Origin of the sequence: Paracoccus ravus, from assembly GCF_004522175.1 — a bacterium.
In the GTDB taxonomy this organism is placed as follows: Bacteria; Pseudomonadota; Alphaproteobacteria; order Rhodobacterales; family Rhodobacteraceae; genus Paracoccus; species Paracoccus ravus.
Genome location: NZ_SDEB01000008.1, coordinates 128323 through 153360, shown reverse-complemented (window position 1 = coordinate 153360; position 25038 = coordinate 128323). Strand labels below are relative to the sequence as shown.

Genomic DNA, 25038 nt, shown 5'->3' with positions numbered 1-25038 from the left:
GATCCTCGCCCATCTCCGGGCGTTTTGGTCTCTAATCCTGGAACTGGTCGCGACGGCCATCTGGGATGCAAAAAGCCATCAGGGTGCCTTGGCGCTCGCCTGAAGCGGTTGTTCAGGCCAGACCAATCAGCATGACCTGAACAGAACATGACGCAATGTCGAGATCCGTCCGACCTTCCGCAAGGTCCCTTCTCTATGGCAGCGGTCGGCCGTTTTGCCGTTCGGTCCGGCTGCTGGGATGACCGCATGGGCGTCCGGGATCGACGCGGCACATGTTCTGTTCACCCCAGCCTTGCGAGGGCCTGCCGCTGGTGATCATAAAGGCCGTGGGCCGCGCACGCCCCGTTCTCGCGACCAGCCTCGGGCAACAATCTGGCCCGGATAGAGGCTTCGGCCCGCGCCCGCCTTCACCAGCGCCATGACATCAGGCAATCCGCGCGCCTGGGGCGCTTTTCAGCCGCGCCACAGGCTGATGGCGAGGTAATGCCCGGCCGCCCTGCCCCATCGGGCGGCAATCAACCTGCGTCCCAGACAGCCTTTCGCGCGTCGGTCTCTGATCACGACGGGAACATCGGCAAAATCCAGCATACGGCGCGTCACGGGAAACTGGGCCTTGTACATCGCCTCCTTGACGCAAAATCCCAGCAGGGGATCCATCTGAGGCAGCATTCGGCAGGGTGAGATCATCTGGCCCAGCCCCGGGATCGGCTCCGTATCCTCGGGCTCGAGGTCCACGCCGATCGAGGGGCCGCCCAAGGGGCTCGCGACGGCGATGCAAAACCTGCCGGCATGAGACAGGCTTGCTGGCCGCGCCAAAGGCAGGTCCGGACGGCGATCCGCGTCGGGAAGGATCGGCCTGTCGGGATCAAGCGGCTGACCCGCCTCGGCCAGTGCCAGACGCAGGGAAAGACGCCCCACCGCGAATTCATGCCGCCGGTTTGGCACGGCCCGCGCCACCACCTCGTGCTCGGCTGCAAGCAAGACCGGCGTCGGCATCGCCATCGGCAAGACCGCGACACCATATCCCTTGGGCAAGAGGCGCAGCGCCAGCGCGCGCAGCGCCTCGGCTTGCGCAGTCATCTGCCGCCGCGCAGCTGGGCCCGCAACGCACGCCGGCGCGCCAATGCGTCATTGCCATCCGGCAGCACCATCTCGGCGGGGGGGATCGGTGCCACGGGGGGTGGCGACACCGATGGGGCGGATTGTGGCGCCAGGCTTGCGACATGGCGCAGGAAATCCGCGAACACCGGAAAGCGGAAAATATCCGTGACTCCCAGCCGCGCCAACGCGAGGCGGTCGCGCAGCGTCCGATGCAACTGAATCGCCAGCAGGGAATGCCCGCCCAGGGCAAAGAAATTATCGCGTGGGGAAATCTGTCCCAGTCCCAGTGTCTCGCACCACAGATCCTGGACCGTGCGCGCCAGATCCCCGGTCGGCGAAGCGACCGGGGCGGCCGCGGCGGTCTCGATGACCGGCGCGGGCGCTGCCGCCGAAAGAGCGGCGGAGGGTGCAGGAAGCTGCTTGCGGTCGATCTTGCGGTTCGGCGTCAGCGGCATGCGCTCCAGCCGGATGATGCGGCCGGGAACCATATGCGCCGGCAGGGTCCCGACCAACGCCTCCCGCAGCTGCGTTTCGCGAAGATCCGCCTCGCCGGTGACATAGGCCACCAGCCGTTTGTCTCCGGGACTGTCCTCGCGCACCAGGGCCACGGCCTCGCGTATCCCGGGCTGCGCTCCCAGCGCCGCCTCGATCTCGCCCAGTTCGATGCGGAAGCCGCGCAGCTTGACCTGGTGATCGGCGCGGCCGAGATAATCAAGCCCGCCATCCTCGCGCCAGCGCACGAGATCGCCGGTCCGGTAGATGCGCGCGCCCCAGGGGGCGGCCCGTTCGGCCGGAACGAAAGGATCGGGGCGAAAGGCCTGTCCGGTCAGATCCTCGCGCCGCCAATAACCGCGCGTCACGCCATGTCCGCCGATCCAAAGCTCGCCCTGCGCCCCGGGCGGGACGGGTCCGCCTTCGGCGTCCAGCACATAGATCTGGGTATTGGCGATGGCGCGGCCCAGCGTGACATCGGATGCCCGCGTGACATCGGCCACGGTGGACCAGATCGTCGTTTCGGTCGGACCATACATGTTCAGGATGCGCCCCGAGGTTACCCCCCGCAGATCCGCGAGCAAAGCCGGCGGCAGCGCCTCGCCGCCCAGCATCACGCATTTCAGCCCCGTCATGGCCTGCGCAACATTCGGATCAGAGACCAGCACTCGCGCCATGCTGGGCGTGCATTGCAGATGCGTCACATTCCAGCGCTTGATTTGCGCCGCGATCGAAAAATCCCCTTCGGCGGGCGCATCGGCCTGCGGATTCCCCTCGGCACGCAGCCGCGCGAGCAGCGGAAAGCTTTCGACCACCTGCGCCGGCGCGATTCCGTAATCGATCAGGCAGGCGACCTCGCCCACCCCGATCCGCTGCAACTGCTCGATCCGTGCAATGGCGTCGTCGAGCGAGCCGAAAAGACCGGAATCCTCGAAATAGCGCAGGAAGGCAAATTCGAGAATGCCGTCCATTTCCTCTTCGGACAGGCTGCCGAGATCGATCGCCATCGGGTTGGTCATCCCCGCCGGACGCCGGAAGGCCGGGAAATCCCAGGCATATTGCTTGACCAGCGCCGCCGCGCTGCGCAGGTAGTTTTTCATCGGCTCGCGGGCGATCTCGCGCGCGGTTTCGCGATCCGCAGCCAGGCAGGTATGCAGCATAAGGGTGACGGTGAAACTGGCGGGATCATGGCCGGCCGCGCGCAATGCGGCGTGATAGTCCTTGATACGGGCCTCGACCGTGTCGATGCTCTGGCCCAAGAGATGCGTCAGCACATTCATGCCCAGCCGCCCTGCCTCGACCCATGTGTCGGGGTTGCCCGCCACCGTCATCCACAGCGGCACTTCCCGCTGCACGGGCCGGGGTTGGGTCACCACCGCGAAACTGCTGCCATCCGCGCGGGGGAACGCAACGCTTTCGCCCCGCCACAGGCGGCGCAGCTGGTCGATGCCTTCGATCATGCGGGACTTGTTGTTCGGCGGGGCGTTTTCGGGCCGCAGCACGAAATCATCCGGCTGCCAGCCCGAGGCAATGGCAAGCCCTGCCCGCCCGCCGGTCAGATTGTCGATCACCGCCCATTCCTCGGCGACACGGGCCGGATGGTGCAGCGGCAGGACGCAGCTTCCTGCCCGGACGGCGATGTTTCGCGTCACCGCCGCAACCGCCGCGCCCGAGACCGCCGGGTTCGGATAGGGGCCGCCAAAGGCATGGAAATGCCGCTCTGGCGTCCAGAGCGCGACAAAGCCGTTCTCATCGGCAAAGCGTGCCCCATCCAGTAGAAGCTGATATTTCTTCGGCCCCTCTCCGTCGTCATTGCCCCAGTAGAACAGGCTGAACGCCATGCCCCCGTGGCGCTCGGGACGCGGCATGGCGGGCGTGGCATTTGAAACCGCGAGCCGCGATTCCTCGCCCGCGATGACCAGTTTCAGCCCGCGCGCCAGCGACCAGAAGATTTCCAGCACCGAGATGTCAAAGGACAGGCTGGTGACCGCAAGCCAGGCATCCCCCGGCCCATGCGGAATGACGGCATCCATTCCGGCGAAGAAATTCGCGACATTGCGATGTTCGACCATGACGCCCTTGGGTCGGCCGGTCGATCCCGATGTATAGATCAGATAGGCCAGATTTTCGGGCCGGGCCGAGGCTACGGGCGGGGCGACCATGCCGCCCGGCAGATCGGTCGGGATCGTCACCACCTGCGCCTGATGCGCGGGCAGCCGATCCTGCAAGCCCTCTTGCACCAGAATGATCGGCGCGGCGCTGTCCTCGAGATAAAGCGCGATGCGATCCGCCGGGTAATCGGGATCCAGCGGCACATAAGCGCCGCCCGCCTTCCAGATCGCCAGCGCGCCGATCACCAGTTCCGGCGAGCGTCGGGCAAAGAGACCGACCGGCTGATCCGGCCCCACCCCCATCCGGACCAGCCGCGCCGCCAGCGCATTCGCGGCGCGCTCAAGCTGGCCCCGCGTCAGGCTGTGATCCTCGAAGACCAGCGCCAGCGCCTCTGGCTCTTCGGCCATTTTCTCCGAGATCAGATCATGGATGCAATCGAGCCGGGCATCCACGACGGTATCGTTGCGAACGACCAGCAAATCCTGCAATTCTGTCGCATCAAGCAGCGAGATGTCGCGCAGGGCCATATCCGCGCTGACGGCAAGCCCCGCATCCATCGCCCGTGCCAGACGCGCCGCCTGCGCGGGCAGGATGCGGGCCGGATCATGGAACAGCGCGGCACCCTCGGGGGTCAGCGCAATGGTCAGGGCGATGCCCTCGATCGGCCCTGTCTCACGCAGGTTGATCCCCAGATCGGGCCTTGCGGCGTCGCGCAATTCGGGCGCCCGTAGCAAGAGATCCGCCATGAAATAACCATGGGCGGCGGTCTCGGCACGCGACGTCAGGATCTGGCCCGACAGGTCGCCCAGTCGCATTCCGCGCTCCAGCGCGACGCGAAGCGGCTGCCAGGACCCCACAAGGGCATGGTCGGGCAGATCCTTCTCGCACAGCGCAAGGTCGAATTGCCTTTGCCCGGCCAGACGCGCGAGCAGCGCAACCGCCAGCGCGATCCGCTCCGGCGTGACGCCGGGCATCAGCGCAAGACGCTCGATCCGGCCCGAGGCCTCGCCCGGGATCACGGCGGGCTCCATGCGTGACAGACGCCCGCGCCACCACGGATCATGCCGCGCGGCGGACTGCGCGAGCGCCGACAGGTCCTGCCTTGCCTCCTCGTCCAGCAAGGGCAGCGCATTGCCAAGGGGCGGAACGCTGCCCGCGAGCCGCAGGCGCAGCGCGCCATCCCCGGCAGCGACGGTGATGTTCGCGCCCTCCTGCGCCAGCACGCTTCCCGGAACCCCCACGCCCGAGACGATGCCGTCGAAACGCCCGACCGTTGCAAAGCGCCCCTCACCGAGCGCCAGCTTCGGCGCGGTCAACGGGTTCCAGTAATCGCCATGATTCAGCCCGCGCAGCAGCGCCGCGATCTCTGCCGCGGGGCGCGTGAGGTCCAGCACGCCCGCCGCGTCTGGGCGCTTGTCCCGACCGCAATAGCTGCGTTGCGACAGATCCTGCGCCAGACGCTGCGGGCCGGGGCCTTCAAGCTGCGCCACAACCTCGGCAAAGCTTTCCGCGCCCCGGGCAAAGCAGCGTGCATTCAGGGTCAGGGCGGTGTCGTCGGGCCGGATTTCAAAGACCTGCTGCGCAAGGATATCGCCCTCATCGACGCCGCCTTCGATCATGTGCCAGGTCACGCCATGCTGCGGCTCTTGCGCGATAATGGCCCAGACCGGCGCATTGAGACCGGCAAGCCGGGGCAGCGGCCCGTCGTGGAAATTGATCGCGCCGCGCAGGCCCCGCGCCAGCATCTCGGGGCGAAGGATCGAAAGATTCGCCACGCTGAAGAGCCAATCCGCCCGCGGCGCATCCGCAGGCATCGCGGCGTCCTGATCCTCGACGGCAAGGCCCGCGGCAGAGGCCCAGCCGGCCAGATCGGGATTGCGCGTCACAACCGCCAGGATGCGATGCCCGCGCTGCATCAGGGTTTCCGCAGCATGGCGCATGAGCAGCTCATTGCCAATGATGATCGCCGAGAACTGCGTCATGGCTTACCCTTTTCGACATGGAATGGCAGGGGCTGACGGCGCAAGGCATGTCGCGCCAATTGCCGCGCATGGCCGGGCGGGACCTCGCTTGCACGGCGCTGGATCAGACAGCGCAGCGCCCATAGGCCCTCTCCGGAAAGCGATGCCAGCGTGGCCCAGAGCGCGCCCGCGCGGCCGTGATGCTTTTCGAAATAGCGGCGGCGGGAATCGTACCAGTAATCGGGAACGCGCCGCCAGGTCTTCATCCCGGTGCTGGCCGAGCCGATATGCTCGACCTCGCTTTCGACGACATAATGGGTCTCGGCCCCGACCGCCGCCGCGCGACGGCACAGATCGGTTTCCTCGAAATAAAGGAAAAAGCCCTCGTCGAACATGCCGATGCGGTCCAGAAGATCCCTGCGGATCATCATCGAGGCTCCAGCGGACCAGTCGACACGGCAGGATGTGCCCGGCTGGGGCAGCGCGATGACCTTGTCACGCAAAAGCCGGGTGATCGGGCCGGTGCGGCTGGCGGCTTCGAACTCTCCCGCCGGGCTGGGAAAGCGAAATGCGGTCTGATGCGGTGCGCCATCAGGGCCACGCAGGCGCGAACAGGCAATTCCGGCCTCGGGATGGCGCGCCAGGCGATCGACCAAGGCGCGGATCGCGCCGGGCTGGGGAATCGCGTCCGAATTCAGCAGATAGACCAGATCGGGCCTCTGCCCATCGGGCAGGCCCTGGCGGATGCCGTGATTGTTGCCCGCGCCGAAGCCGCCATTCCAACCCGATTGCACCACGGCGAGGCGATGCTGGGCGAGCCAGCCGCGCCGCCGCGCCTCGGTCAGGACATGCTCAAAGGAGCCGTCACCTGAATCATTGTCGACGATGGTGACGCCGCCGGCCAGACCCTCGATTTCGCGCAGCGCTGCCTCGGCCGCTGCAAGGGTCAGTTCGGCAGTGCGCCAATTCAGCACGACGACCTGCACGAGCGGATTGCTGGGCGTCATCGTCACGCCCCTTATTCCGCTGCCCGCATATCCGCCGCGGGCGCGGCATCCGCCTCGCGCAGCAGATCGCGCAGCGCAGTGGCCATGCGCCTCACATTCGGTTCCAGCACCATGGAATCGTGATCCCCCGGCACTTCGATCACCTGCAGATCCGGCATCCAGGGCGTCCAGCCATTATCCGCCAGCAGATATTCCCGCCCCGTGGTGACATGCCGCCCGCCCGAGACCTTCCAGCGCGGATCGAGCGGCGGGCGGAACATCGCGACCGGACCATCCCAGCGCGTGACCTGCAGTCCCGGCAACCATGACAGGAAGGCCGCCTCGATCGCAAGATCGTGGAACGCCCCCTCGGCGGCCGGTGCCCCGGCCTCGAGCGCCTGGGCCTTGCGACGACGAGCGATCTCGTAGCGCAGCCGGTTTTCCACCCATGCCCGGAAAAATCCAAATCCGCCCTCGCGCATCTCGCCCAGGCGGATCAGCAGCCGGTCGCGCCGGCTCAGCGGCTCGCGCAGCGGCAGAGGCGTGTCGAGCAGCACCAGCATCGCGACCTCTTCGCCCGCATCGCGCAACTGGCGCGCCATTTCATAGGCGGTGAGCCCGCCGCCCGAGAACCCCCCGATCAGATATGGCCCCTGCGGCTGCACCTGCCGCATTTCCGCAATGTAGTCGCGCGCCGCATCGGCAAAGCTGTCATGCGGCGCATCCTCGCCCAAAAGGCCGCGCGCCTGAATACCCCAGAAGCGCCGGTCCGGCCCCAGACGCTGAGCCAATTGCCGCAGGTTCATCACATTGCCGAACATGCCCGCGACCATGAAGAAAGGCGTTCCGTCGCCGCGCCCCCCCATATCGACCAGGAAACGATAGCGCGGCCGATCTTGGCCCGGCAGCGTCCGGACATTGTCTGCGCTGACCTCGCGCGGGCCGGTCCGCTCCTCGATCAGGGCAGCAAGCTCGGCGATGGTCGGGGCCTCGAACAGGGTCGAGATCGGCAGGTCGAGCGCGAATTTCTTGCGCAACTGGCTGAACATCCTCACGGCGATCAGCGAATGCCCGCCCAGGTCGAAGAAACTGTCCGCCGCGCCGACCTTTGCGATGCCCAGAAGCTCGGACCAGATCTCGGCCAGTTCCGCCTGAGTGCCCGGCGTCGGCGCGACGAAATCGCTGTCCAGATCCGGGCGTTCGAAGCCGCCATCCGACGGGGCGGGCGTCTCGACGCGTCCGGCCTCGGCCATCAGGGCGGGCAGCGCGAGGGACGAGACATAGACCTGCGACAATCCCGTCGAGATCGCCCGCGACAACATCGCCGGTCCGATCGCCCCGGGAATGCCCTGGCTGATATTGTGATGCAACCGCCGCTCGGCTGGCGAAAGGCTGCGCGCGGGACGGCTCCGCCCCGCGGGGCGTGCGGCGATCGCGCCCTCGAGCTTGCGCAGCGAGAAGCCGCTGATCTCGACGCAGACCGTGCCATCGGGCGCGGCCAGCGTGATGTCGAATTGGGCCATGCCGCGGGCATCGCTGTTCTCGCCTGCATTGCGGACCCGGCTCAGCACCTGCGCGGGCAGCGGCTGGAGGATGCGGATGGAACGGTATCCCATCGGCACCCAGAGATGATCCGGCGACCAGCCCCGGATCAGCGCCATTGCCCAGCCCGTCGCGATATCGAGAAGCGCGGGATGGGTCAGCCATCCTTGGGCGGGTTCGGCCAGAAACTCGGGGGCAAGCGCAAGCTCGGCCAGTCCCTCATCCCCGGCAAGACGGCAGCGGCGCAGCACCTTCCAGCGCGGGCCGAACTGCATCTGCCCTTCCTGTGCCGATGCCAGCGCGGCCCCCTGCCCGTCCTGATCCCATGCCTCTGGCCGCGACAGCGGCCGGAGAGGCGCAGGCTCGAAGGGCAGAACGAGCGCGGTGACATTCGCCTCGCCCTGCGGATCGTCAAGGATGTGCACGCGCATCGCGTCGCCTTCGGGCTGAATGCGCGTCGTCACCAGCAAGCGGTCCTCGACCAAACCGGGCCGATGGAATTCGAGGTCGCGGATCTCAAGCGGCAGGGCCAGTCCCGTGCTGCAGGCGGCCTCAGCGATCATCTCGACCCATCCGGTGCCGGGCATCAGCGCCTGCCCCCGCGCGGTGCGATGGCCGCCGATGATCCAGTTGTCGGGGGTCAGGACGGTGCGGAACTCGCGCCCGCCCGGCATCGGCATCGCCTCATCGAGCAAAGGCTGGCCGACCGGCTCGCCCAGTGCCTCCGCGTCTTCAAGGCCCAGCGCGCGGGCGGCCATGCCGGTATCTGCCCAGACCCCCCAATTGACCGCGATCACCCGGCCCAGGCCGCGTGGGGCCGAGCGCGCCAGAGCGTTCAGATATTCGTTCGCCGCGACATAATCGGCCTGCCCGGCTGGCGCGATCACTGTCGAGGTCGATGAAAACAGCACCGTCATCGCCACAGGCTGATCCGCCAGCGCTTCGACCAGCGCGCGCCCCCCGAGTAGTTTCGGAGCCAGCACATCCCAACTGTCATCGTCGCTCTTGCCCGCGATCAGCCCGTCGCGCACCAGTCCCGCCGCGTGCAGGATCAGATCGAGGCTCCCGAAGCACTGTCTGACTTCTGCGACGGCCCGCGCCATGTCCTCGGGACTGGTCACATCCGCGCGGATCGGCAAAACCTCGGCCCCCAGCGCGCGAAGCTGGCGCAGCGCGGCTGTGACACGCGGATCATCGACCGGGCCGCGTGTGGTCAAGGCCAGTCGCGCGCCGCCTTTCTGCGCCAGTTCACGCGCGATGGCCTGACCGATGCCGCCGAAACCTCCTGTGATCAGGCAGGCCCCACCCACCGGAAGGCCGGACAGGCTGTCTTCGGCCAAACTGACGGCCTCCAGCCTCTGGGCAAGCCGGCGCCCCTCCCGCCATGCGACAAATGCATCGCTTGCAGGCGCAAGGCATTCGAGCAGCATCTGCTCGACCAGCTCCGAACGGCCTGCCTTGCGTGAAGGCAGCCGGAGATCGACAAGCCGCGCCGAGACATTGGGCATCTCGCGGGGAAGCACCCGTATCGGCCCCGCAGCCGTCACCTTTTCCGGCGACGAGGCCGGTTCCGCGCCGATGCTCACCGCGTCATTGCAAAAGGCGACCAGATCCAGCCGGGCCTCGGGCAGTTCCGAACCCAGCGCCTGCGCCAGATGCAGCAGGCTGAAGTAGCCGCGCTCGAGCCAGGAATTGAGCAGGCTGGAACCGGGGCGGAATGTCTCGCCCTCGGTTACCGACCACAGATGCAGGATGTGCTGCGGCACGCGATCCTGCGCGACCAGCGAGGCCAGAAGCATTTCATAGCCCTCGCGATCGGATTCGAGCGGCAGGGTGAAACGCCCCGCGCCGCGATCGGCGAAACTATCGGCGATCTGCACCAGCGACACGGTCTGTCCCAAAGCCGTGAGGCACGCTGCGATGTCTTCGCCCAGACCGGTCTCATCCGCGAAGATCAGCCAATTCTGGACGCTGGGCGCGACCGGGCCAGCCGGGCCGATCTCGACAGCCGGCGCTGCCAGCTTCCATGCCGGACGCCAGCCCCATTCGGCGGGGTTCTCGATCCGCGCCAGATCCGGGTCGGTGGCATGGCTGACCTGCGCCACGCGCTCGATGAAATGGCGCTTGCGCTGAAAGGCATATCCCGGCAGCGACAGCCGCCTGCGCCGCGCATCGCCCCAGATCTGGTCCCAGTCGATCCGCCCGCCACAGGCCCAGAACCGAGCCAGCGCCGCCACGAACCAGGCGTCATCCGGGGTCTGGTGGTCGCGGTGGCGTAGGGTCGAGATCACCTGATTGGCCGAAAGCGCCGGATGCGCCTTGGCCATGGCCTGCATGGCGCGGCCCGGCCCGACCTCGAGATAGACCCGCTCGCCCTGCTGCGCGAGATGGCTGAGGCCATCGGCAAAGCGGATCGTGCCGCGCAGATGGGCGGTCCAGTAATCCGGGCTGGTCGCCTCGGCCACGGTCAGCGGCTGGCCGGTGCGGTTCGAGATGATCGGGATCTGCGGCGGGTTCAGCCGGATCGAGGCCAGATAGGCGCGGAACTCGGGCAGCACATCGTCCAGCAGCCGCGAATGTGCGGCGATGGAAATGGCGATGCGCTGGCATTCCACCTCGCGCGCGGCGAGTCTGGCGGCAAAGGCATCCAGCGCCGCATCCGGCCCCGAGACCACCGACAGGCCCGGTCCGTTCACTGCCGCAAGGTCCAGGTCGCCCATCTCGGCGGCGAATTCCTCGGGCGCGAGCGGCACGCTCAGCATCCCGCCCGCCGGGACGCGGTCCATCAGCAACCCGCGCAGCCGGACAAGGCCGATGCAATCCTCGAAGGACATCACCCCAGCGATGCAGGCGGCGGTGTTCTCGCCCATGGAATGGCCGATCAGCGCCGTGGGCCGCACGCCCCAGCCGATCCAGAGCTGCGCCAGCGCATATTCGGTGATCATCAAGAGCGGCAATTGCAGCGAGGGCTGCAGCAACCGGCGGTCGGCCTCGGCCTCATCGCCCGGCTCGGGCAGCCAGAACCCGCGCAGGTCGGTGCCATGCGCCTGCGCCAAGTGGTCGAGCCCGCGATCCATCCATTCGCGAAAGACCGGCTCGGTCTCGTAGAGCCCGCGCGCCATGCCGGCATATTGCGCGCCCCCGCCCGGCAGCATGAAGACCGCCTCGGCATCCTCGGCGACCGGCTGGTGGTCGAAGACCAGCCGCGGATCGGGCGCGGCGAGCAGCGCGGCGGCCTCGGCGGCGTCATGCGCGACCAGCACGCGGCGGCGGTCGAAATGGCGACGGCCATTGATCAGCGTATGCGAGACATCCGCGAGGTCGGCCTGCGGGTTCTGCGCGAGCCAGCCCGCCAGCGCCGCGCCATTGGCGTCCAGCGCCGCCTTGCTGCGCCCCGAGACCGCGAGGATCTGGAAAGGCCAGTCCGAAGCCTCGGAGGCGGGTTGCAAGGGCGGCTCTTCCAGCACGGCATGGGCATTGGTGCCGCCGACCCCGAGCGAGTTCACCCCGGCGCGGCGCAGGCCCGGCAGCGGCCAATCGGCCAGCCGGTCATTGACCTCGAAGGGGCCGCCCGCGAAATCGATGGCCGGGTTCGGGGCCTCGTAGCCGAGGCTCGGGGGGATCTGGCCGTGATGCAGCGCGAGCGCGGTCTTGATCAGCCCCGCGCCGCCCGCCGCCGTGTCGAGATGGCCGATATTGGTCTTGACCGAGCCGATGCGGCAGGGCCCCTGCCGCCCGCCCTCGGAGACCCGCGCATAGGCCTGGTTCAGCGCCGCGACCTCGATCGGGTCGCCAAGCGCCGTGCCGGTGCCGTGGCATTCGACATAGCCGATGCCATCCGAACTGACCCCGGCCATGACCAGCGCCTCGGCCACCGCCTGGGCCTGGCCCTCGACGCTGGGTGCGAGGTAGCTCGCCTTGCTCGCGCCGTCATTGTTGATCGCCGAGCCCTTGATCACCGCCCAGATGTGGTCTCCATCCGCCACCGCATCCTTGAGGCGGCGCAGCACCACGACCGCCGCCCCGCTGCCAAAGACCGTGCCCTGCGCGCGATGGTCGAAGGCATGGCAATGGCCGTCGGGCGAGAGGATCTCGTTCTCCTTGTAGAGATAGCCGATGCCATGGGGCAGTTCGATCGTGACGCCCCCCGCCAGCGCCATGTCGCATTCCCCCGAGATAAGCGACTGGCAGGCCATGTGGATCGCCACCAGCGAGGTCGAGCAGGCGGTCTGCACATTGACGCTGGGCCCGGTCAGGTCAAAGACATGGCTGACCCGCGTCGACAGGAAATCCTTGTCATTGCCGGTATGGCGCAGCAGGAAATGCCCGACGCCCTCGACCAGATCGCGGTTCGAGCAGACATTCCAGTAGAAATAGCTGCCCATGCCGCAGCCGGCCCAGATGCCGATCGGACGGCCAAAGCCCTCGGGGCTGTGGGCGGCATCCTCGAGCGCGTGCCAGCAGGTTTCCAGAAACTTCCGGTGCTGCGGGTCCATGATCGCCGCCTCTTTCGGCGAGAGGCCAAAGAACTCGGCGTCGAACCCGTCGAACTGATCCAGAATGGCGGCGGCAGGCACGTAATTCGGGTCGCAAAGCCTTGCCCGAGCTTCGCCGCGCGCGACCAGATCCTCTTGTGTCACCCGCTGGATCGATTCCACCCCGCGGCAAAGATTGTCCCAATATTCTGAAACGCCCGAAGCGCCGGGCAATTGCGCTGCCATTCCGACAATGGCGATAGCCGTATCAGACAGCTTGCTTACGTCGAAGGCCATTCTGATCCCTCTGCAATAACTGGACGCCTGGCGGCGCTGGAATCATTAAACAACTGGTGCGCGTATTCCGGAATATCCTGTCCCGAGCCAGTCACCAAATTATAAAATGCCTTCCTTGCCTGCCTTTTTCGGCAGAACAGCCCCCTTGCCTCTTTCCTTGCCCCCCAGTTGGCCAGAGAGACAGCACCCGGACCGGAGAGCCAGGCGAAATCCAATTGCATTCGGGTCAGGCTCAACCCATCCTGCCGGCAAACCGCACCGGAGCCTTGCCGCATGCAGTTCACCTTTGCCGACGGTGCCGCCGTCCGAATCAATTGCGCCGATTCCCAAAGCCTGCTGCGTCAGGTCCGCAAGCGTCTGGCAGGCGGGACCGGCTTTGCCCTCGCCACCATCAATGTCGATCACCTGCAGCGCCTGGGAGAAAGCCCGGAGTTCCGCCGCGCCTATGTCGCGCAGGATCTTATTTGCGCGGATGGAAATCCGATCGTCTGGTTGTCGCGCATCGCCGCCCGCCCCGTCCGGCTGGCTCCGGGCTCTGACCTTGTCCTGCCCCTCGCGGCCGAGGCGGCCGGACTGGGGCTTCCCATCGCCCTGATCGGCAGCAACGAGGCCTCGCTCGCCTCTGCCGCCGCGGTCATGCAAAGCCGTGTGGCCGATCTGCGCGTGGCGCTGACCTGCGCGCCGGGCTTTCCCTTTGATCCGAACGGAAGCGAGGCAGATGCCATCATCGAGCGCATCCGGCACAGCGGCGCAAGGCTGTGCTTTCTCGCCTTGGGTGCGCCGCGACAAGAGATCTTTGCCATCCGCGCCCGGGACGCGCTGCCCGATGTGGGCTTTGCCTCGATCGGCGCGGCGCTGGATTTCCTGTCGGGCCAGCAGCGCCGGGCACCGCGCCTGCTGCGCCGGGTCAGGATGGAATGGCTGTGGCGGCTTCTGTCCGACCCCCGGCGGCTGACCACGCGCTATGCCAAGGGTTTTTCGATCCTTCCCGGCCATGCCGCTGCAGCCTGGCGACAGCGCCGCGGCGGCGCGGGCGGCTGAGCCCGTCCCGCCTCAGGTCGTTCCCGCGGCTTGGGAAAGGGCGGATGAGCGGGTCGGATCCGTCGCCAGGCTGTCCTCGAATGTGCGGGCCTGGCGCGGCAGGGCGTCCCTGAACAGTGCGAGATGGCGTTCGAACTCGTCCGCTTCACCATGCCATTGCAGCAAGCGCAGCAAATCGGCAAAGACCTTGGGCCGGAACGGCTGGATGCGCAGCGCGGCCAGATAGCATTCCTTGGCCTCGGCGATCCGGCCCACGGCGGAAAACGCCCTTGCGGCCATATAGGCCGATTCCGAATGCAGAAAGCGCATCGGGGAATCCGCCAGGATATTCGCGCATTCCTCATATTCGCCCTTGTCGAAATGCCAGCGCGCCTCGACCAGCACCGGGCTGCGGTCGGCCTCGATCATGTCGACCAGACAGGCTTCGAGCCGCGTCACGGCAAAATCGCTCAGCGTGACGCCGACATGGCCATCGTCGCTCATGCTGGGCACGCGGTCGGAATCGTCGAAAAGATGATCGGCAAAGAAATGGATGTAGCGCGCCCCCGAGGCGGCGGCATGCATGTTGAAATCGCCAAAGCGGTGACGGGCGGTCTGAAGATGGCTCAGTTCGACAAAGATCGCGCCGGGCGAGGAATAGAGCATATTGGTGAAACCCGCGCCATGCGCCGAAACCAGGATCTCGACATCCCGGCACAGCGCGACCTGATCGAGCGGCGTCATGTCCTCGAAATACATTTCGACGAAACCCAGCCGGGCCAGCATCTCGATCAGCTTCCCCTCGCCCGAGACACCGCGGTCGCGCCCGCTCTTGCGGCCGATATAGACGCGTTTGGGAAAGGGGCCGCCGATGTCACTGGCGCGGGCCAGCGCGATACTGCGGTGATCGTCCAGCGAGGCATCGCGGCTGCGCTTGGCGATGGGTTTCATGCCTTCGGTCGCTTCGCTGCTGCGGCCCAGAACCTTGCCCTGCCCGTTCCTGATGTCCGGCATCACGTCGGGGCCGGTCATGTGGTAATAATAGCGTGTGTTGAAGGGGATGATCGCGCGCGCATGCTGCATGCGCCCCGCTTCGAAGGTGACGCGATCGGCAAGGTCCGGATAGAAATCCTCGACCGTGCGCCGGATATAAGAGCGCGGCTCATTACCCTTCTTGGTGAAAAAGCTGATTGGGCCGGTCAGACCGAATTTCTTGTAAAGGCTCAGATAGATCAGGCTTTCCGAGGTGAAGTGGTAATAATTGTAATAATTGCGCGCCTCGATCAGAAAGGGCAGCCCGCGGATCTCGAGACTTTGGTCCTGCAGGACCGGGATCAGCGGCGGCTTGACGGCCCGAGCCGCGTTGATGCGCTCATGCATGGCGGCCTCGGCGGCCTCGCCATGGGATTTTGCCAGCGCATTCCTGATCCGCGTGCCGGAAGCCCCGGTCAACACGAACCGGCCGTTGATCAAGGGCAGCCCGGCGCGAAAGCTGAAATTCTCGACCACGACCGGAAAGGACGGAAAGATGATGCTGGTTTCATTGTCGCGCTCGGTGACCGAGCGTTGCATCATCCGCTCGAGCGCCACGGTCTGGGGCAGGCTGATCGCTGATTTGAGATAGGAGATCTCGGTCTTGCGATCCAAGCTTGCGGCGGGTGACACCTGACCGCCGGGCAGGAAAGACATTCCGGGATCGAGTCCGGGAATGAAAACCTCGGGATTGTCTTTGCTTTTGACGGACGCCTTCATCGCAAATAATCCGAAATGCACAAAAAACCTATGTCCGAACTCTGTCCTGCCCGTCCGGCTCTGACAACCCTGTTGGGGCATTTTTGCGGATTTTGGCCAAAGCGCCCACCCCATGCTTGGGCAGCGCCCTCCGCGCTTGGATTTATTGCTCGTGGCTGACCAGCAGCCAGCGGGAAAGCTCGGGCGAAAGATGCAGCCTGTCGCCCGTCTGCGGCAGGGAGGCATCGGTATTGAACCGGTCAAGCACGATGTCGCGCTCGCCCACCCGCGCACGCAGGCGCTGCACCGAGCCAAGGAACTCGACCCCGGTCACCTCGGCGGGGATGCCAGTTTCGGCCAGGACCAGCCCTTCGGGCCGGGCGGCCAGGCTGACGCGGCCGGGCGGTATCGGACGGTTCAGCCGGATCTCGGAACCGGCAAGGCTGACCAGCCCCGAGGCCCGATCCAGCACCGTCGCGTCAAAGAGATTGAGCTTGCCGACAAATCCCGCGACGAATTCGGTCGCGGGTTGGTTGTATATCTGGGGCGGGGTTCCGGTCTGTTCGGCGATGCCGCGATGCATGACGACGATGCGGTCGGAAATGGACAGCGCCTCTTCCTGGTCATGGGTCACGAAAATCGTCGTGATGCCCAACTGCTGCTGGATCTCGCGGATCTGGTTGCGCAGGCTCACGCGGATCTTGGCGTCGAGCGCGGAAAGCGGCTCGTCCAGCAAGAGGACGCGCGGCCGCGGCGCTAACGCCCGGGCCAGGGCGACACGTTGCTGCTGGCCGCCGGACAGCTGCCAGGGAAAGCGCGCGGCCATGTCCGGCAGGCCGATCAATTCCAGCATCTCGGCCACGCGGCTTGCGCGTTCGGAGCGTGGCACGCCCGCCACCTTGAGCCCGAAACCGACATTCTCGGCAACGTTCAGGTTGGGAAACAGCGCATAGGCCTGAAACACCATGCCGATCTGACGCTGGTTCGGACGCAGCCGCGTGACGTCCTGCCCATCGATCAGGATACGCCCCTCGCTGGGCTCCTCGAACCCCGCGACCATGCGCAGCACGGTGGTCTTGCCGCATCCCGAGGGACCCAGAAACGAGATGAATTCGCCCTTGTCCACGGACAGGCTGAAATCATGCACGACCTGCGTGCTGCCAAAGGATTTTTGCAGGTGATCGAGGTTCAGAAAGCTCATCTAGCGGTCCTTCGCACAGAAGCGAGGCGGGAGATCAATTGCATCAGCCCCATGCAGCCCCAGGTCGCAGCAAAGGCGATCACGGCCAGAGCGGCCGGCTCATAGGCCCGGTTGGCGCCCAGAAGCTGCATATAGGGGCCAAAGGCCGGGCGGTTCAGCAGCGCCGCCATGGTGAATTCGCCGATCACGATGGCGAAGGACAGAAACGCCCCCGACATCACAGCGCCCATCACATTGGGCAGGATCAGGTTGCCGATGATGCGGACCCAGCCCGCGCCCAGCGATTGCGCGGCCTCGGTCAGGCTGCGCACGTCCAGCGTCGACAGGCCGGTATCGACGGCGCGATACATATAGGGCAGCGCAAGGGTCGCATATCCGCAGAGCAGGAGCAGGTTCGTGCCCGTGGCCGAACCTGTCAGCGGCAGCAGTGACGAGGTATTGTAGAGCCTGATATAGCCGAAAACGACGACAATGGCGGGAATGACCAAGGGCAGCAGGGTGATGAACTCGATCACCGGGCGCAGGCGCGGCAGGCGCAGGCGCACCCAATAGGCGGTCGGCACGACGATCAGCACGCCCAGCAGGATGGTCAAGAGCGCCATCGCCACGGAATAGCCAAATGTCGCGCGAAAGGCAGGATCGGCCAGCACCGAACGATAGGCATCGAGCGAATATTCCCCACGCCGCATCCGGAGCGAAAATTCGAGCGTGCCGATCAAGGGCAGCAGGAAATAGAGCGCGCCCGCGATGATCGCGCCCCAGGACCAGAGCCGCTTCACCGCATCCACCTTTCCGCCCGGCTGCGCATGATCACATAGGCGAGGTTCGCGATCCCTGTGACCACGATCATGCCAAAGGCCATGGCATAGCCCAGATGCGGGTCCTGCAGCACGTCTCCCCGGATCTGCGCGAAAAGCATGATCGGCACGATCGAGAGCGACGATCCGGTCAGCGCATAGGCCGTGGCCACAGCGCCAAAGCTATTGGCAAACAACAGCGCGAATGCCCCCAGCAGGGACGGGAACAGGATCGGCAGCGCCACCATGCGCCAATATTGCCCGGTGCTCGCGCCCAGAACTTCGGCCGCTTCGCGCCATTCGCGCCTGAGCCCCTCGAGCGCGGGGGTGATGATCAGGATCATAAGGGGGATCTGGAAGAACAGATAGGTCAGCGTCAGCCCCCAGAAGCTCAGCAGGTTGAAGCCCATCGCGTAGATATTGATACCGAACCATTGCCGCAGCAGCATGGTCACCAGCCCGACCCGGCCCAGCGTCGCGATAAAGGCAAAGGCCAGCGGCACCCCGGCGAAATTCGACGCGACGCCCGAAAAGGTCATCAGCGGCGCCTTGAGCCATGCCGGCACGCCACCCATCACCACCGCCGCGGCCATGGCAAAGCCGACCAGACAGCCCAGCGCCGCCGAAGCCAGCGAAATCCGAATCGAGATCGCAAAGCTGTCGACGATGCGCGGCGCGGAGAGCCCGGCCAGATTGGCCAGGGTGAATTCACCCTGCGGGTTCCGGAATGCGCCAATGACGATGTTCATCGTGGGCAATACCAGAAACAGCACGGCAAAGACGAAAAAGGGCAGCACGCCCAGCCAGTTCCAGCCAGTTCTCATCACGGTCCCCGAAGCAGCCCCGCCCGAAGGCGGGGCTGGCCTGCCTTATTCCTTGACGGCCGCGCCGACGACCGTATCCCAACCTTCGGTCACGACCTTCTTGTTGGCCTCTTGCTGTTCTAGCGTCGGGAAGACCGCCTTTTCATAGGCCGAGGCCTCGGGCAGAGCGTCCAGCATCTCTTGCGGAACCTTGCCGGCCTTGACGAGATCGTTGAAGCGGATCGGATGGCAATAGCCCTTGAGCCAGCCCAGCTGCCCTTCGTCTGAATACAGGTATTCCATCCACAGCTTGGCCGCGTTGGGGTGGGGCGCATAGGCCGAGATCGCCTGCACATAGACGCCCGCGACGACGCCGTCCTCGGGGATGATGACCTCGACCGGCGGGTTGCCGTTCAGCCCGTCGCGCCAGGACAAAAGGTTGTAATCCCAGGCGGTGACGATCGGGGTCGCACCCTGCGCGATGGTGGCGGATTTGCCGATCACGGGGACGAAATTGCCGGCCTTGTTCACCTCGGCCATCAGTTCCATGCCCTTCTGGCCCGAAGCCTCGCCTGCCTCTCCGCCATTGGCCATGCCGGCCGCCATGACCGAGATGATCGCCTGCGCCGAGGCGCGCGGATCACCGGCCAGCGCGAAGGCATTGGCATATTCGGGCTTGGTGAGGTCCTTCCAGCTTTTCGGCGCGCTGTCGATCAGGTCGGTATTCACGCCAAAGGCCATGACGCCGTAATAATCGCCATACCAAAAGCCCTCGGCATCCTTGGCATCATCCGGGATCGTGTCCCAAGTCGCGACCTTATAGGGCTGGATCAGGCCCTCGGCCTTGGCCTGCGGGCCAAAGGACAGGCCGACATCGATCACGTCGGGGGCCTGCGGACCCTTGTTGTCCTTATTGGCGCGGATGGCCTCAAGCTCATCGGCCGAACCGGCATCGGGGTTCAGTTCGTTGACCTGAATTTCGGGGTATTTCTTCTTGAAGCCCTCGATCACCGCGCCGTAGCCGCACCAGTCATGGGGCAGCGCGATGGTGGTGAGCATGCCTTCTTGCTTGGCGGCCGCCTCCAGCGCGGCAAGGTCCTGTGCCGAGGCCGCGCCGGTCGTAACAAGCGCGAATAAGGCAGCGAGTCCGGTCGCGGTCGAGTGTATCGTCATGTCGCAAACTCCGTTCCAACTGTGCCGCTAGCGGCGGCATCCCGTGCCACCTAGCGACGCCCGGTGACAGTGTTGCGACACAAACCCCCAAAGACAAAACGATTTCTTTTCCGCTCAGGGCGGTTTTTGACGACATTACGGCGTCAGCGTGACCCGGACATCCATGGATTTCCCCGCAAGGCTGTAATCGACCTCGATCCGCTGACCCGCGGTTGCGGGGCCGAAGCTGGCAAAAGATCCCAGCGCGATGATCGAGCCGCGCTTGAGGTCGAAGCGGCGCTGTTCGATCAGCCAGAGCACCGCGTCCAGCGGATGGCCCATCAGCATGCCGCCCTGTGCCTCGGCCACGATTCGTCCGTTCAGCCGCAACTCGACCGCCATTCGCTCCAGATCGGCGACCGGGTCAGGCAGATCCGACATGGCGATGCCCCCGCCCAGCACCCCGCGCCAGGGCATCCCGCCATAGGTCGCCATCAGCACCGTCGAAGGCGAAACGCCCCGGGCATAGGCGAAATCGGGCAATTCGAGATAGGGACGGACATCGCGCAGCGCCGCCGCCACATCCTCGCGGCTGCGGGCCTGCATGATCGAATTCGCTCCGACCGTCACCACCAGCCCGGCCTGAAACTGGGGGTTGCGGCTGCCCTTCAGGCTAAGCCGCGCGCCATCCTGCACCAGCATCGGGGCAAAGATCGCGCCGGCCAGCGGACCCTCGACATCGAACTGGCGACGCTCGTCATCGGAGGCGAAGCCGACCTTAACGCCCACCGGCGGACCCAGCTCTGCCTCGAGCACGCCGCGAAAGGAATCGTAGCCGCAAAGCGCGTCATCCATCCGCCGCAACAGCGGATCGGGCAAGCGCTGGCCCGCGATCCAGCCCCGCGCGGCATTCTGCATCAGCGAGACATCCGGGCAGGCGGCCTCCGCCGCCGTCACGCAGCACGCCAGAACTGCGCCCAGAATCAACGCTCTCATCTGCCCCTCGGTCAATTGGTCTTTTGCGTGACGTTGCATGAAGCGAGGGTTGGTGTCACGGGGAATTCCGCAACTTTACCGCGACAAGGTTTGCATTGAGGGCCTGTTCCCCTAGAAGGGCTTAGCCCAAAATGCACAGGCCGGAAGATGAGCGACCAACCTACCCCGATGATGGCCCAGTATCTCGCGATCCGCGAGGCCAATCCGGGGGCGTTGCTCTTCTATCGGATGGGCGATTTCTACGAGATGTTCTTCGAGGATGCGGTTGCGGCATCAAGCGCGCTGGACATCGCCCTGACCAAGCGCGGCACGCATCTGGGCGAGCCCATCGCGATGTGCGGCGTCCCGGTCCATGCCGCCGAAAGCTACCTTTTGACCTTGATCCGCAAGGGTTTTCGCGTCGCCATCGCCGAGCAGATGGAAGACCCCGCCGAGGCCCGCAAGCGCGGCGCGAAATCCGTCGTTGCCCGCGATGTGGTCCGCCTCGTCACCCCCGGCACGCTGACCGAGGAATCGCTTCTCGAGGCGCGCCGCCACAATTTCCTTGCCAGTTTCGCGCAGGTCCGGGACGAGTCGGCCCTGGCCTGGGTCGATATCTCGACCGGCGAGTTCCGCGTCATGCCCTGCCCCGAGCCGCGTCTCGCCCCCGAGCTTGCCCGCCACGCGCCGCGCGAGCTTCTGGCCGCCGAGGGCTCGCGGCTCGATGACATCGCCACGGATGCGGGCACCGCCCTGACCGAACTGCCTGCGGGCAGCTTCGACAGCGCCTCGGCCACGCGGCGTCTTTGCGCGCTGTTCCACGTGGAAACGCTTGAGGGATTTGGTCATTTCTCGCGCGCCGAACTGGCCGCGATGGGGGCGATCGCGGATTACCTCGACCTGACGCAAAAGGGCCGGATGCCGCTTTTGCGCCCGCCGGTGCGCGAGGCGGCGGGTGGCGCGATGCAGATCGACGCTGCAACCCGTCGCAATCTGGAACTCACGCAGGCGCTTTCGGGCGGGCGCGAGGGCAGCCTACTGGCCGCCATCGACCGCACCGTGACGGCGGGGGGCGCGCGGCTTCTGGAACGCCGGATCAGCGCCCCCTCGCGCGATCTGGACCTGATCCATGCGCGACAAGCCGCGGTGGCTTCGCTGGTTGATGACCCGCGACTGACCGCCGATCTGCGCGAGGCGCTCGCGCGCGCCCCCGACATGGACCGCGCTCTGTCTCGGCTGGCGCTGGAACGCGGCGGGCCGCGCGATCTCGCGGCGATCCGCGCGGGCCTGACGCAAGGCGGCAGCATTGCCGCGATGCTCGGCGATGACGAGATCCGCATCCTTGCCGACGCCGCCCGCGACCTGACCGGCCATGACACGCTGATTGACCTGCTCGACGAGGCGCTGGTGGCGGAACCGCCGCTTCTGGCTCGCGATGGCGGCTTCGTCGCGCCGGGCTATGACAATGACCTCGACGAGACCCGGCGCCTGCGTGACGAGGGCCGTGGCGTTATCGCCCGCATGCAGGCCGATTACATCGCCGAGACCGGGGTCACGAGCCTCAAGATCAAGCACAATAACGTGCTGGGTTATTTCATCGAGACGACCTCGACCCATGCCGAGCGGATGCTGGCCGCGCCGCTGAACGAACGCTTCATTCATCGCCAGACCACCGCGAACCAGATCCGTTTTACCACGGTGGAGCTTTCGGAACTGGAAACCCGGATCCTCAACGCCCGCGACCGCGCCTTGGAGATCGAGCGTGAGATTTTCACCCGCCTGTGCCGCGCCGTCCTCGACCTAGCCCCGCAGATCGGGCAGGCCGCGCGGGCGCTGGCCGAAGTCGACCTGAACGCTGCTTTCGCCGATATCGCCTCGGGCGAGGGATGGGTGCAGCCGCAGGTCGATGCCAGCCGCGCCTTCGTGATCGAGGGCGGCCGCCATCCGGTCGTCGAACGCGCGTTGAAGCGCAAGGGCGAGAGTTTCGTCGCCAATGATTGCGCCCTGACCGAGGGGGAAACCCCCGCGATCTGGCTGCTGACCGGCCCGAACATGGCCGGCAAGTCGACCTTCCTGCGCCAGAACGCGCTCATTGCAATCCTTGCGCAGGCCGGGGCCTTTGTCCCGGCGCGCGCGGCCCATATCGGCATGGTCAGTCAGTTGTTCAGCCGCGTCGGGGCGGCGGACGATCTGGCGCGGGGCCGCTCGACCTTCATGGTCGAGATGGTCGAGACCGCCGCGATCCTGAACCAAGCCGACGACCATGCGCTGGTGATCCTTGACGAGATCGGGCGCGGCACCGCGACTTGGGACGGGCTTTCCATCGCATGGGCGGTAATGGAGCATCTGCACGCCAAGAACCGCTGCCGCGCGCTTTTCGCCACGCATTACCACGAGATGACCTCGCTTTCCGCCCGCCTGCCCGGCGTCGAGAACGCCACCGTCGCGGTGCGCGAATGGGAGGGCGAGGTGATCTTCCTGCATGAGGTCCTGAAGGGCGCGGCGGATCGGTCCTATGGCGTGCAGGTCGCGCGGCTGGCGGGCCTGCCGCCCTCGGTCGTGGAGCGCGCCAAGGAAATCCTGCACCAGCTTGAAAGCGGCGAGCGCGAGGGGGCGGGCAAGCCTGCAGCCCTGCTCGACGATCTGCCGCTGTTCCGCGCCGCGCCACCGCCGCCGCCCGTGGCGGCACCGAAGGCCTCGATCGTCGAGGACCGCCTGCGCGCGCTGAACCCCGACATGATCAGCGCCCGCGAGGCGCTGGATCTGGTCTATGAATTACGCGGGATGCTCGCGCAGGCCTAGATCGAAACCTTGCCGAAACTGTCGCGCAGCGCGGCGGACCAAGCGGCCGACATGGCCATGAAGGCGGGGTCTCCCTCATGGATGCGGCGCTTGTGCGAGAGCCGCAGATCGCCCCTTTCGATCACCGCCATATCCAGCGGCATCCCGACCGAGAGATTCGAACGCAGCGTCGAATCCATCGACAGCAGCACCGCCTTTTGCGCATCGGCAAGGCTGGTCTCGGGCGTCACCACCCGGTCGAGGATGGGCTTGCCGTATTTATGCTCGCCGATCTGCAAGAAGGGCGTGTCCTCGGTCGCCATGATGAAATTGCCCTGCGGATAGATCAGGAACATGCGCATCTCGCCGCCCCGGCGCTGCCCCGCGACGATCATGCTGGCGCTGGCCTGCTGGTCCAGTTCGCGGGTCTGTTCCGCGATCTCGCGCCGCGTCCGGTTCAGCGTATCGCCGATGATCGTCGCCACCTGCAGCATCGAGCCCGCCTGCATGATCGAAGTCGTCTCGTCTGCATCGGGCTCGTCGATCGCCTCCTGCAACCGGCCCAGCGTCGTCTGGGTGACCGAAAGGCTGCCCGCGGTCATGATGGCGATCACCCGCTCGCCGGGTTCCTCGAAGAAGAACATCTTGCGATAGGTCGCGATATTGTCGAGCCCCGCATTGGTGCGGGTGTCCGACAGAAGGACCAGCCCTGCATTCAGTTTCAAACCCACGCAATAGGTCATTGCCGCCACTCCCGGCTTCGTTCCAAGCCGCACCTGGTGCCGCGCAACTGCGGCTATTGCTGGACCTCTTCGACATGGACACGCACGTCAAGACTTTCAACACTGATCCCGAAGGCCATGCCCCGCACAGGCGCGGCGTCCTGCGCGTCAAGTCCCGATCCCAGACGGACATATCGCTCGTCGGGACAGCAGGCATTGGCGGCGTCGAAACCGACCCAGCCCAGCGACCCCACATGGATTTCGGCCCAGGCATGGGCGGCGTCATGCGGCTTGCCGTCCTCGGTGGAATGCAGATAGCCCGAGACATAGCGTGCCGGCAGACCGCGCGCGCGGGCGCAGGCGATCAGCGCATGGGCATGATCCTGACAGACCCCCTGCCCCAGTTCCAGGGCCTCGGCCGCCGAGGTCGAGGCCTCGGTCGCGCCCTCGACGAATTCGATTGCCTCATTGACTGCGGCGGCAAGCCGATGGGCCAGGTCCAAGGCATCCTCGCCCTCGACGGAATCCGCCAGAGTCTGCAACGCCTCGTCGCTGGCCGTGGCTGGTGTGTCGCGCAGATAGACCAACGGATTGACGCTTTCGCGATGGCCGCGCAGAACCCCCGCCGTATCCCGCGTCTCGATCACCCCGGCGATCGAGACGGTGACGACATCGACCGGACCGCGCACCGTCCAAGCCTCGATCCAGTCGCCCGCCCCGTCGCGAAACGCCGCGCCGCGCTGGCCGCCGCTGACGGAAATGACCCATTCCCCGACCCTCTGCCCCTCAAACGCCGAGGGAGTCAACCGCAGGCTCTGCACCAGCGCTTCGACGGGCGTGTCATAGCTGTAGCTGGTCTCGTGAAGGATTTTCAGCTTCATCCCTACCCC

General features: G+C 66.1%; 14 protein-coding genes. 2 read left to right on the top strand and 12 right to left on the bottom strand.

All coding sequences use genetic code 11. From position 1 onward, the window contains the following. Positions 1–453 precede the first annotated feature (453 nt). From ESZ60_RS09205 to ESZ60_RS09190, 4 genes are read right to left on the bottom strand one after another with little or no spacing between them, the layout of a single operon-like run. A complete protein-coding gene (locus ESZ60_RS09205; RefSeq protein WP_134680274.1) occupies positions 454–1080 on the bottom strand; it encodes a 4'-phosphopantetheinyl transferase family protein in 627 nt (208 codons plus the stop codon). Next, positions 1077–5687 (bottom strand): MupA/Atu3671 family FMN-dependent luciferase-like monooxygenase, encoded by a 4611-nt coding sequence (locus tag ESZ60_RS09200; protein WP_134680273.1) that lies wholly within the window; start codon positions 5685–5687, stop codon positions 1077–1079. The genes ESZ60_RS09205 and ESZ60_RS09200 overlap by 4 nt, the downstream gene beginning before the upstream one ends. Beyond that, complete coding sequence (locus tag ESZ60_RS09195) at positions 5684–6673, bottom strand: glycosyltransferase family 2 protein (RefSeq protein WP_134680272.1); 990 nt, start codon at positions 6671–6673, stop codon at positions 5684–5686. The genes ESZ60_RS09200 and ESZ60_RS09195 overlap by 4 nt, the downstream gene beginning before the upstream one ends. A gap of 11 nt (positions 6674–6684) precedes the next feature. Continuing rightward, complete coding sequence (locus ESZ60_RS09190) at positions 6685–12966, bottom strand: type I polyketide synthase (protein WP_134680271.1); 6282 nt, start codon at positions 12964–12966, stop codon at positions 6685–6687. A gap of 273 nt (positions 12967–13239) precedes the next feature. Here ESZ60_RS09190 and ESZ60_RS09185 point away from each other — a divergent pair, with 273 nt between their 5' ends. Further along, on the top strand, positions 13240–14007 hold the full coding sequence (locus tag ESZ60_RS09185) for a WecB/TagA/CpsF family glycosyltransferase (protein WP_134680270.1): 768 nt from the start codon (positions 13240–13242) through the stop codon (positions 14005–14007). Positions 14008–14019: 12 nt separating this feature from the next. Here the strand turns inward: ESZ60_RS09185 and ESZ60_RS09180 are convergent, their stop codons facing one another. The 6 genes from ESZ60_RS09180 to ESZ60_RS09155 form a co-directional block, all read right to left on the bottom strand. After that, a complete protein-coding gene (locus ESZ60_RS09180; protein ID WP_167620097.1) occupies positions 14020–15738 on the bottom strand; it encodes a glycosyltransferase 61 family protein in 1719 nt (572 codons plus the stop codon). Positions 15739–15880: 142 nt separating this feature from the next. Next, positions 15881–16918, bottom strand: a complete 1038-nt coding sequence (locus ESZ60_RS09175; protein ID WP_134680268.1) for an ABC transporter ATP-binding protein — start codon at positions 16916–16918, stop codon at positions 15881–15883. Continuing rightward, positions 16915–17697: an ABC transporter permease gene (locus ESZ60_RS09170; RefSeq protein WP_134680267.1), complete on the bottom strand. Its 783-nt coding sequence runs from the start codon at positions 17695–17697 to the stop codon at positions 16915–16917. Before ESZ60_RS09170 ends, ESZ60_RS09175 begins: the two co-directional genes overlap by 4 nt. Then, the gene (locus ESZ60_RS09165) at positions 17694–18539 is read right to left on the bottom strand and encodes an ABC transporter permease (protein WP_134680266.1); all 846 of its coding nucleotides are present in this window, start codon (positions 18537–18539) and stop codon (positions 17694–17696) included. Before ESZ60_RS09165 ends, ESZ60_RS09170 begins: the two co-directional genes overlap by 4 nt. 45 nt (positions 18540–18584) lie before the next feature. Next, the gene (locus ESZ60_RS09160; RefSeq protein WP_134680265.1) at positions 18585–19691 is read right to left on the bottom strand and encodes an ABC transporter substrate-binding protein; all 1107 of its coding nucleotides are present in this window, start codon (positions 19689–19691) and stop codon (positions 18585–18587) included. Positions 19692–19826: 135 nt separating this feature from the next. Next, complete coding sequence (locus ESZ60_RS09155) at positions 19827–20666, bottom strand: hydratase (RefSeq protein WP_134680264.1); 840 nt, start codon at positions 20664–20666, stop codon at positions 19827–19829. Positions 20667–20813: 147 nt separating this feature from the next. Between ESZ60_RS09155 and mutS the strand changes: the two genes are divergently transcribed. Further along, positions 20814–23447 (top strand): DNA mismatch repair protein MutS, encoded by a 2634-nt coding sequence (mutS, locus tag ESZ60_RS09150; protein ID WP_134680263.1) that lies wholly within the window; start codon positions 20814–20816, stop codon positions 23445–23447. On the opposite strand, the gene ESZ60_RS09145 is transcribed toward mutS, so the two are convergent. Both ESZ60_RS09145 and ESZ60_RS09140 read right to left on the bottom strand, forming a co-directional pair. Beyond that, a complete protein-coding gene (locus tag ESZ60_RS09145; RefSeq protein WP_134680262.1) occupies positions 23444–24169 on the bottom strand; it encodes an Ntn hydrolase family protein in 726 nt (241 codons plus the stop codon). The genes mutS and ESZ60_RS09145 overlap by 4 nt on opposite strands. A gap of 53 nt (positions 24170–24222) precedes the next feature. Next, complete coding sequence (locus tag ESZ60_RS09140; protein WP_134680261.1) at positions 24223–25029, bottom strand: transglutaminase family protein; 807 nt, start codon at positions 25027–25029, stop codon at positions 24223–24225. Positions 25030–25038: the final 9 nt, after the last annotated feature.

Excerpts from the sequence above, each read along its gene's own strand:
- ESZ60_RS09205 (WP_134680274.1), bottom strand. The coding sequence starts at position 1,080 with ATGACTGCGCAAGCCGAGGCGCTGCGCGCGCTGGCGCTGCGCCTCTTG.
- ESZ60_RS09200 (WP_134680273.1), bottom strand. The coding sequence starts at position 5,687 with ATGACGCAGTTCTCGGCGATCATCATTGGCAATGAGCTGCTCATGCGC.
- ESZ60_RS09195 (WP_134680272.1), bottom strand. The coding sequence starts at position 6,673 with ATGACGCCCAGCAATCCGCTCGTGCAGGTCGTCGTGCTGAATTGGCGC.
- ESZ60_RS09190 (WP_134680271.1), bottom strand. The coding sequence starts at position 12,966 with ATGGCCTTCGACGTAAGCAAGCTGTCTGATACGGCTATCGCCATTGTC.
- ESZ60_RS09185 (WP_134680270.1), top strand. The coding sequence starts at position 13,240 with ATGCAGTTCACCTTTGCCGACGGTGCCGCCGTCCGAATCAATTGCGCC.
- ESZ60_RS09180 (WP_167620097.1), bottom strand. The coding sequence starts at position 15,738 with ATGAAGGCGTCCGTCAAAAGCAAAGACAATCCCGAGGTTTTCATTCCC.
- ESZ60_RS09175 (WP_134680268.1), bottom strand. The coding sequence starts at position 16,918 with ATGAGCTTTCTGAACCTCGATCACCTGCAAAAATCCTTTGGCAGCACG.
- ESZ60_RS09165 (WP_134680266.1), bottom strand. The coding sequence starts at position 18,539 with ATGAGAACTGGCTGGAACTGGCTGGGCGTGCTGCCCTTTTTCGTCTTT.
- ESZ60_RS09160 (WP_134680265.1), bottom strand. The coding sequence starts at position 19,691 with ATGACGATACACTCGACCGCGACCGGACTCGCTGCCTTATTCGCGCTT.
- ESZ60_RS09155 (WP_134680264.1), bottom strand. The coding sequence starts at position 20,666 with ATGAGAGCGTTGATTCTGGGCGCAGTTCTGGCGTGCTGCGTGACGGCG.
- mutS (WP_134680263.1), top strand. The coding sequence starts at position 20,814 with ATGAGCGACCAACCTACCCCGATGATGGCCCAGTATCTCGCGATCCGC.
- ESZ60_RS09145 (WP_134680262.1), bottom strand. The coding sequence starts at position 24,169 with ATGACCTATTGCGTGGGTTTGAAACTGAATGCAGGGCTGGTCCTTCTG.
- ESZ60_RS09140 (WP_134680261.1), bottom strand. The coding sequence starts at position 25,029 with ATGAAGCTGAAAATCCTTCACGAGACCAGCTACAGCTATGACACGCCC.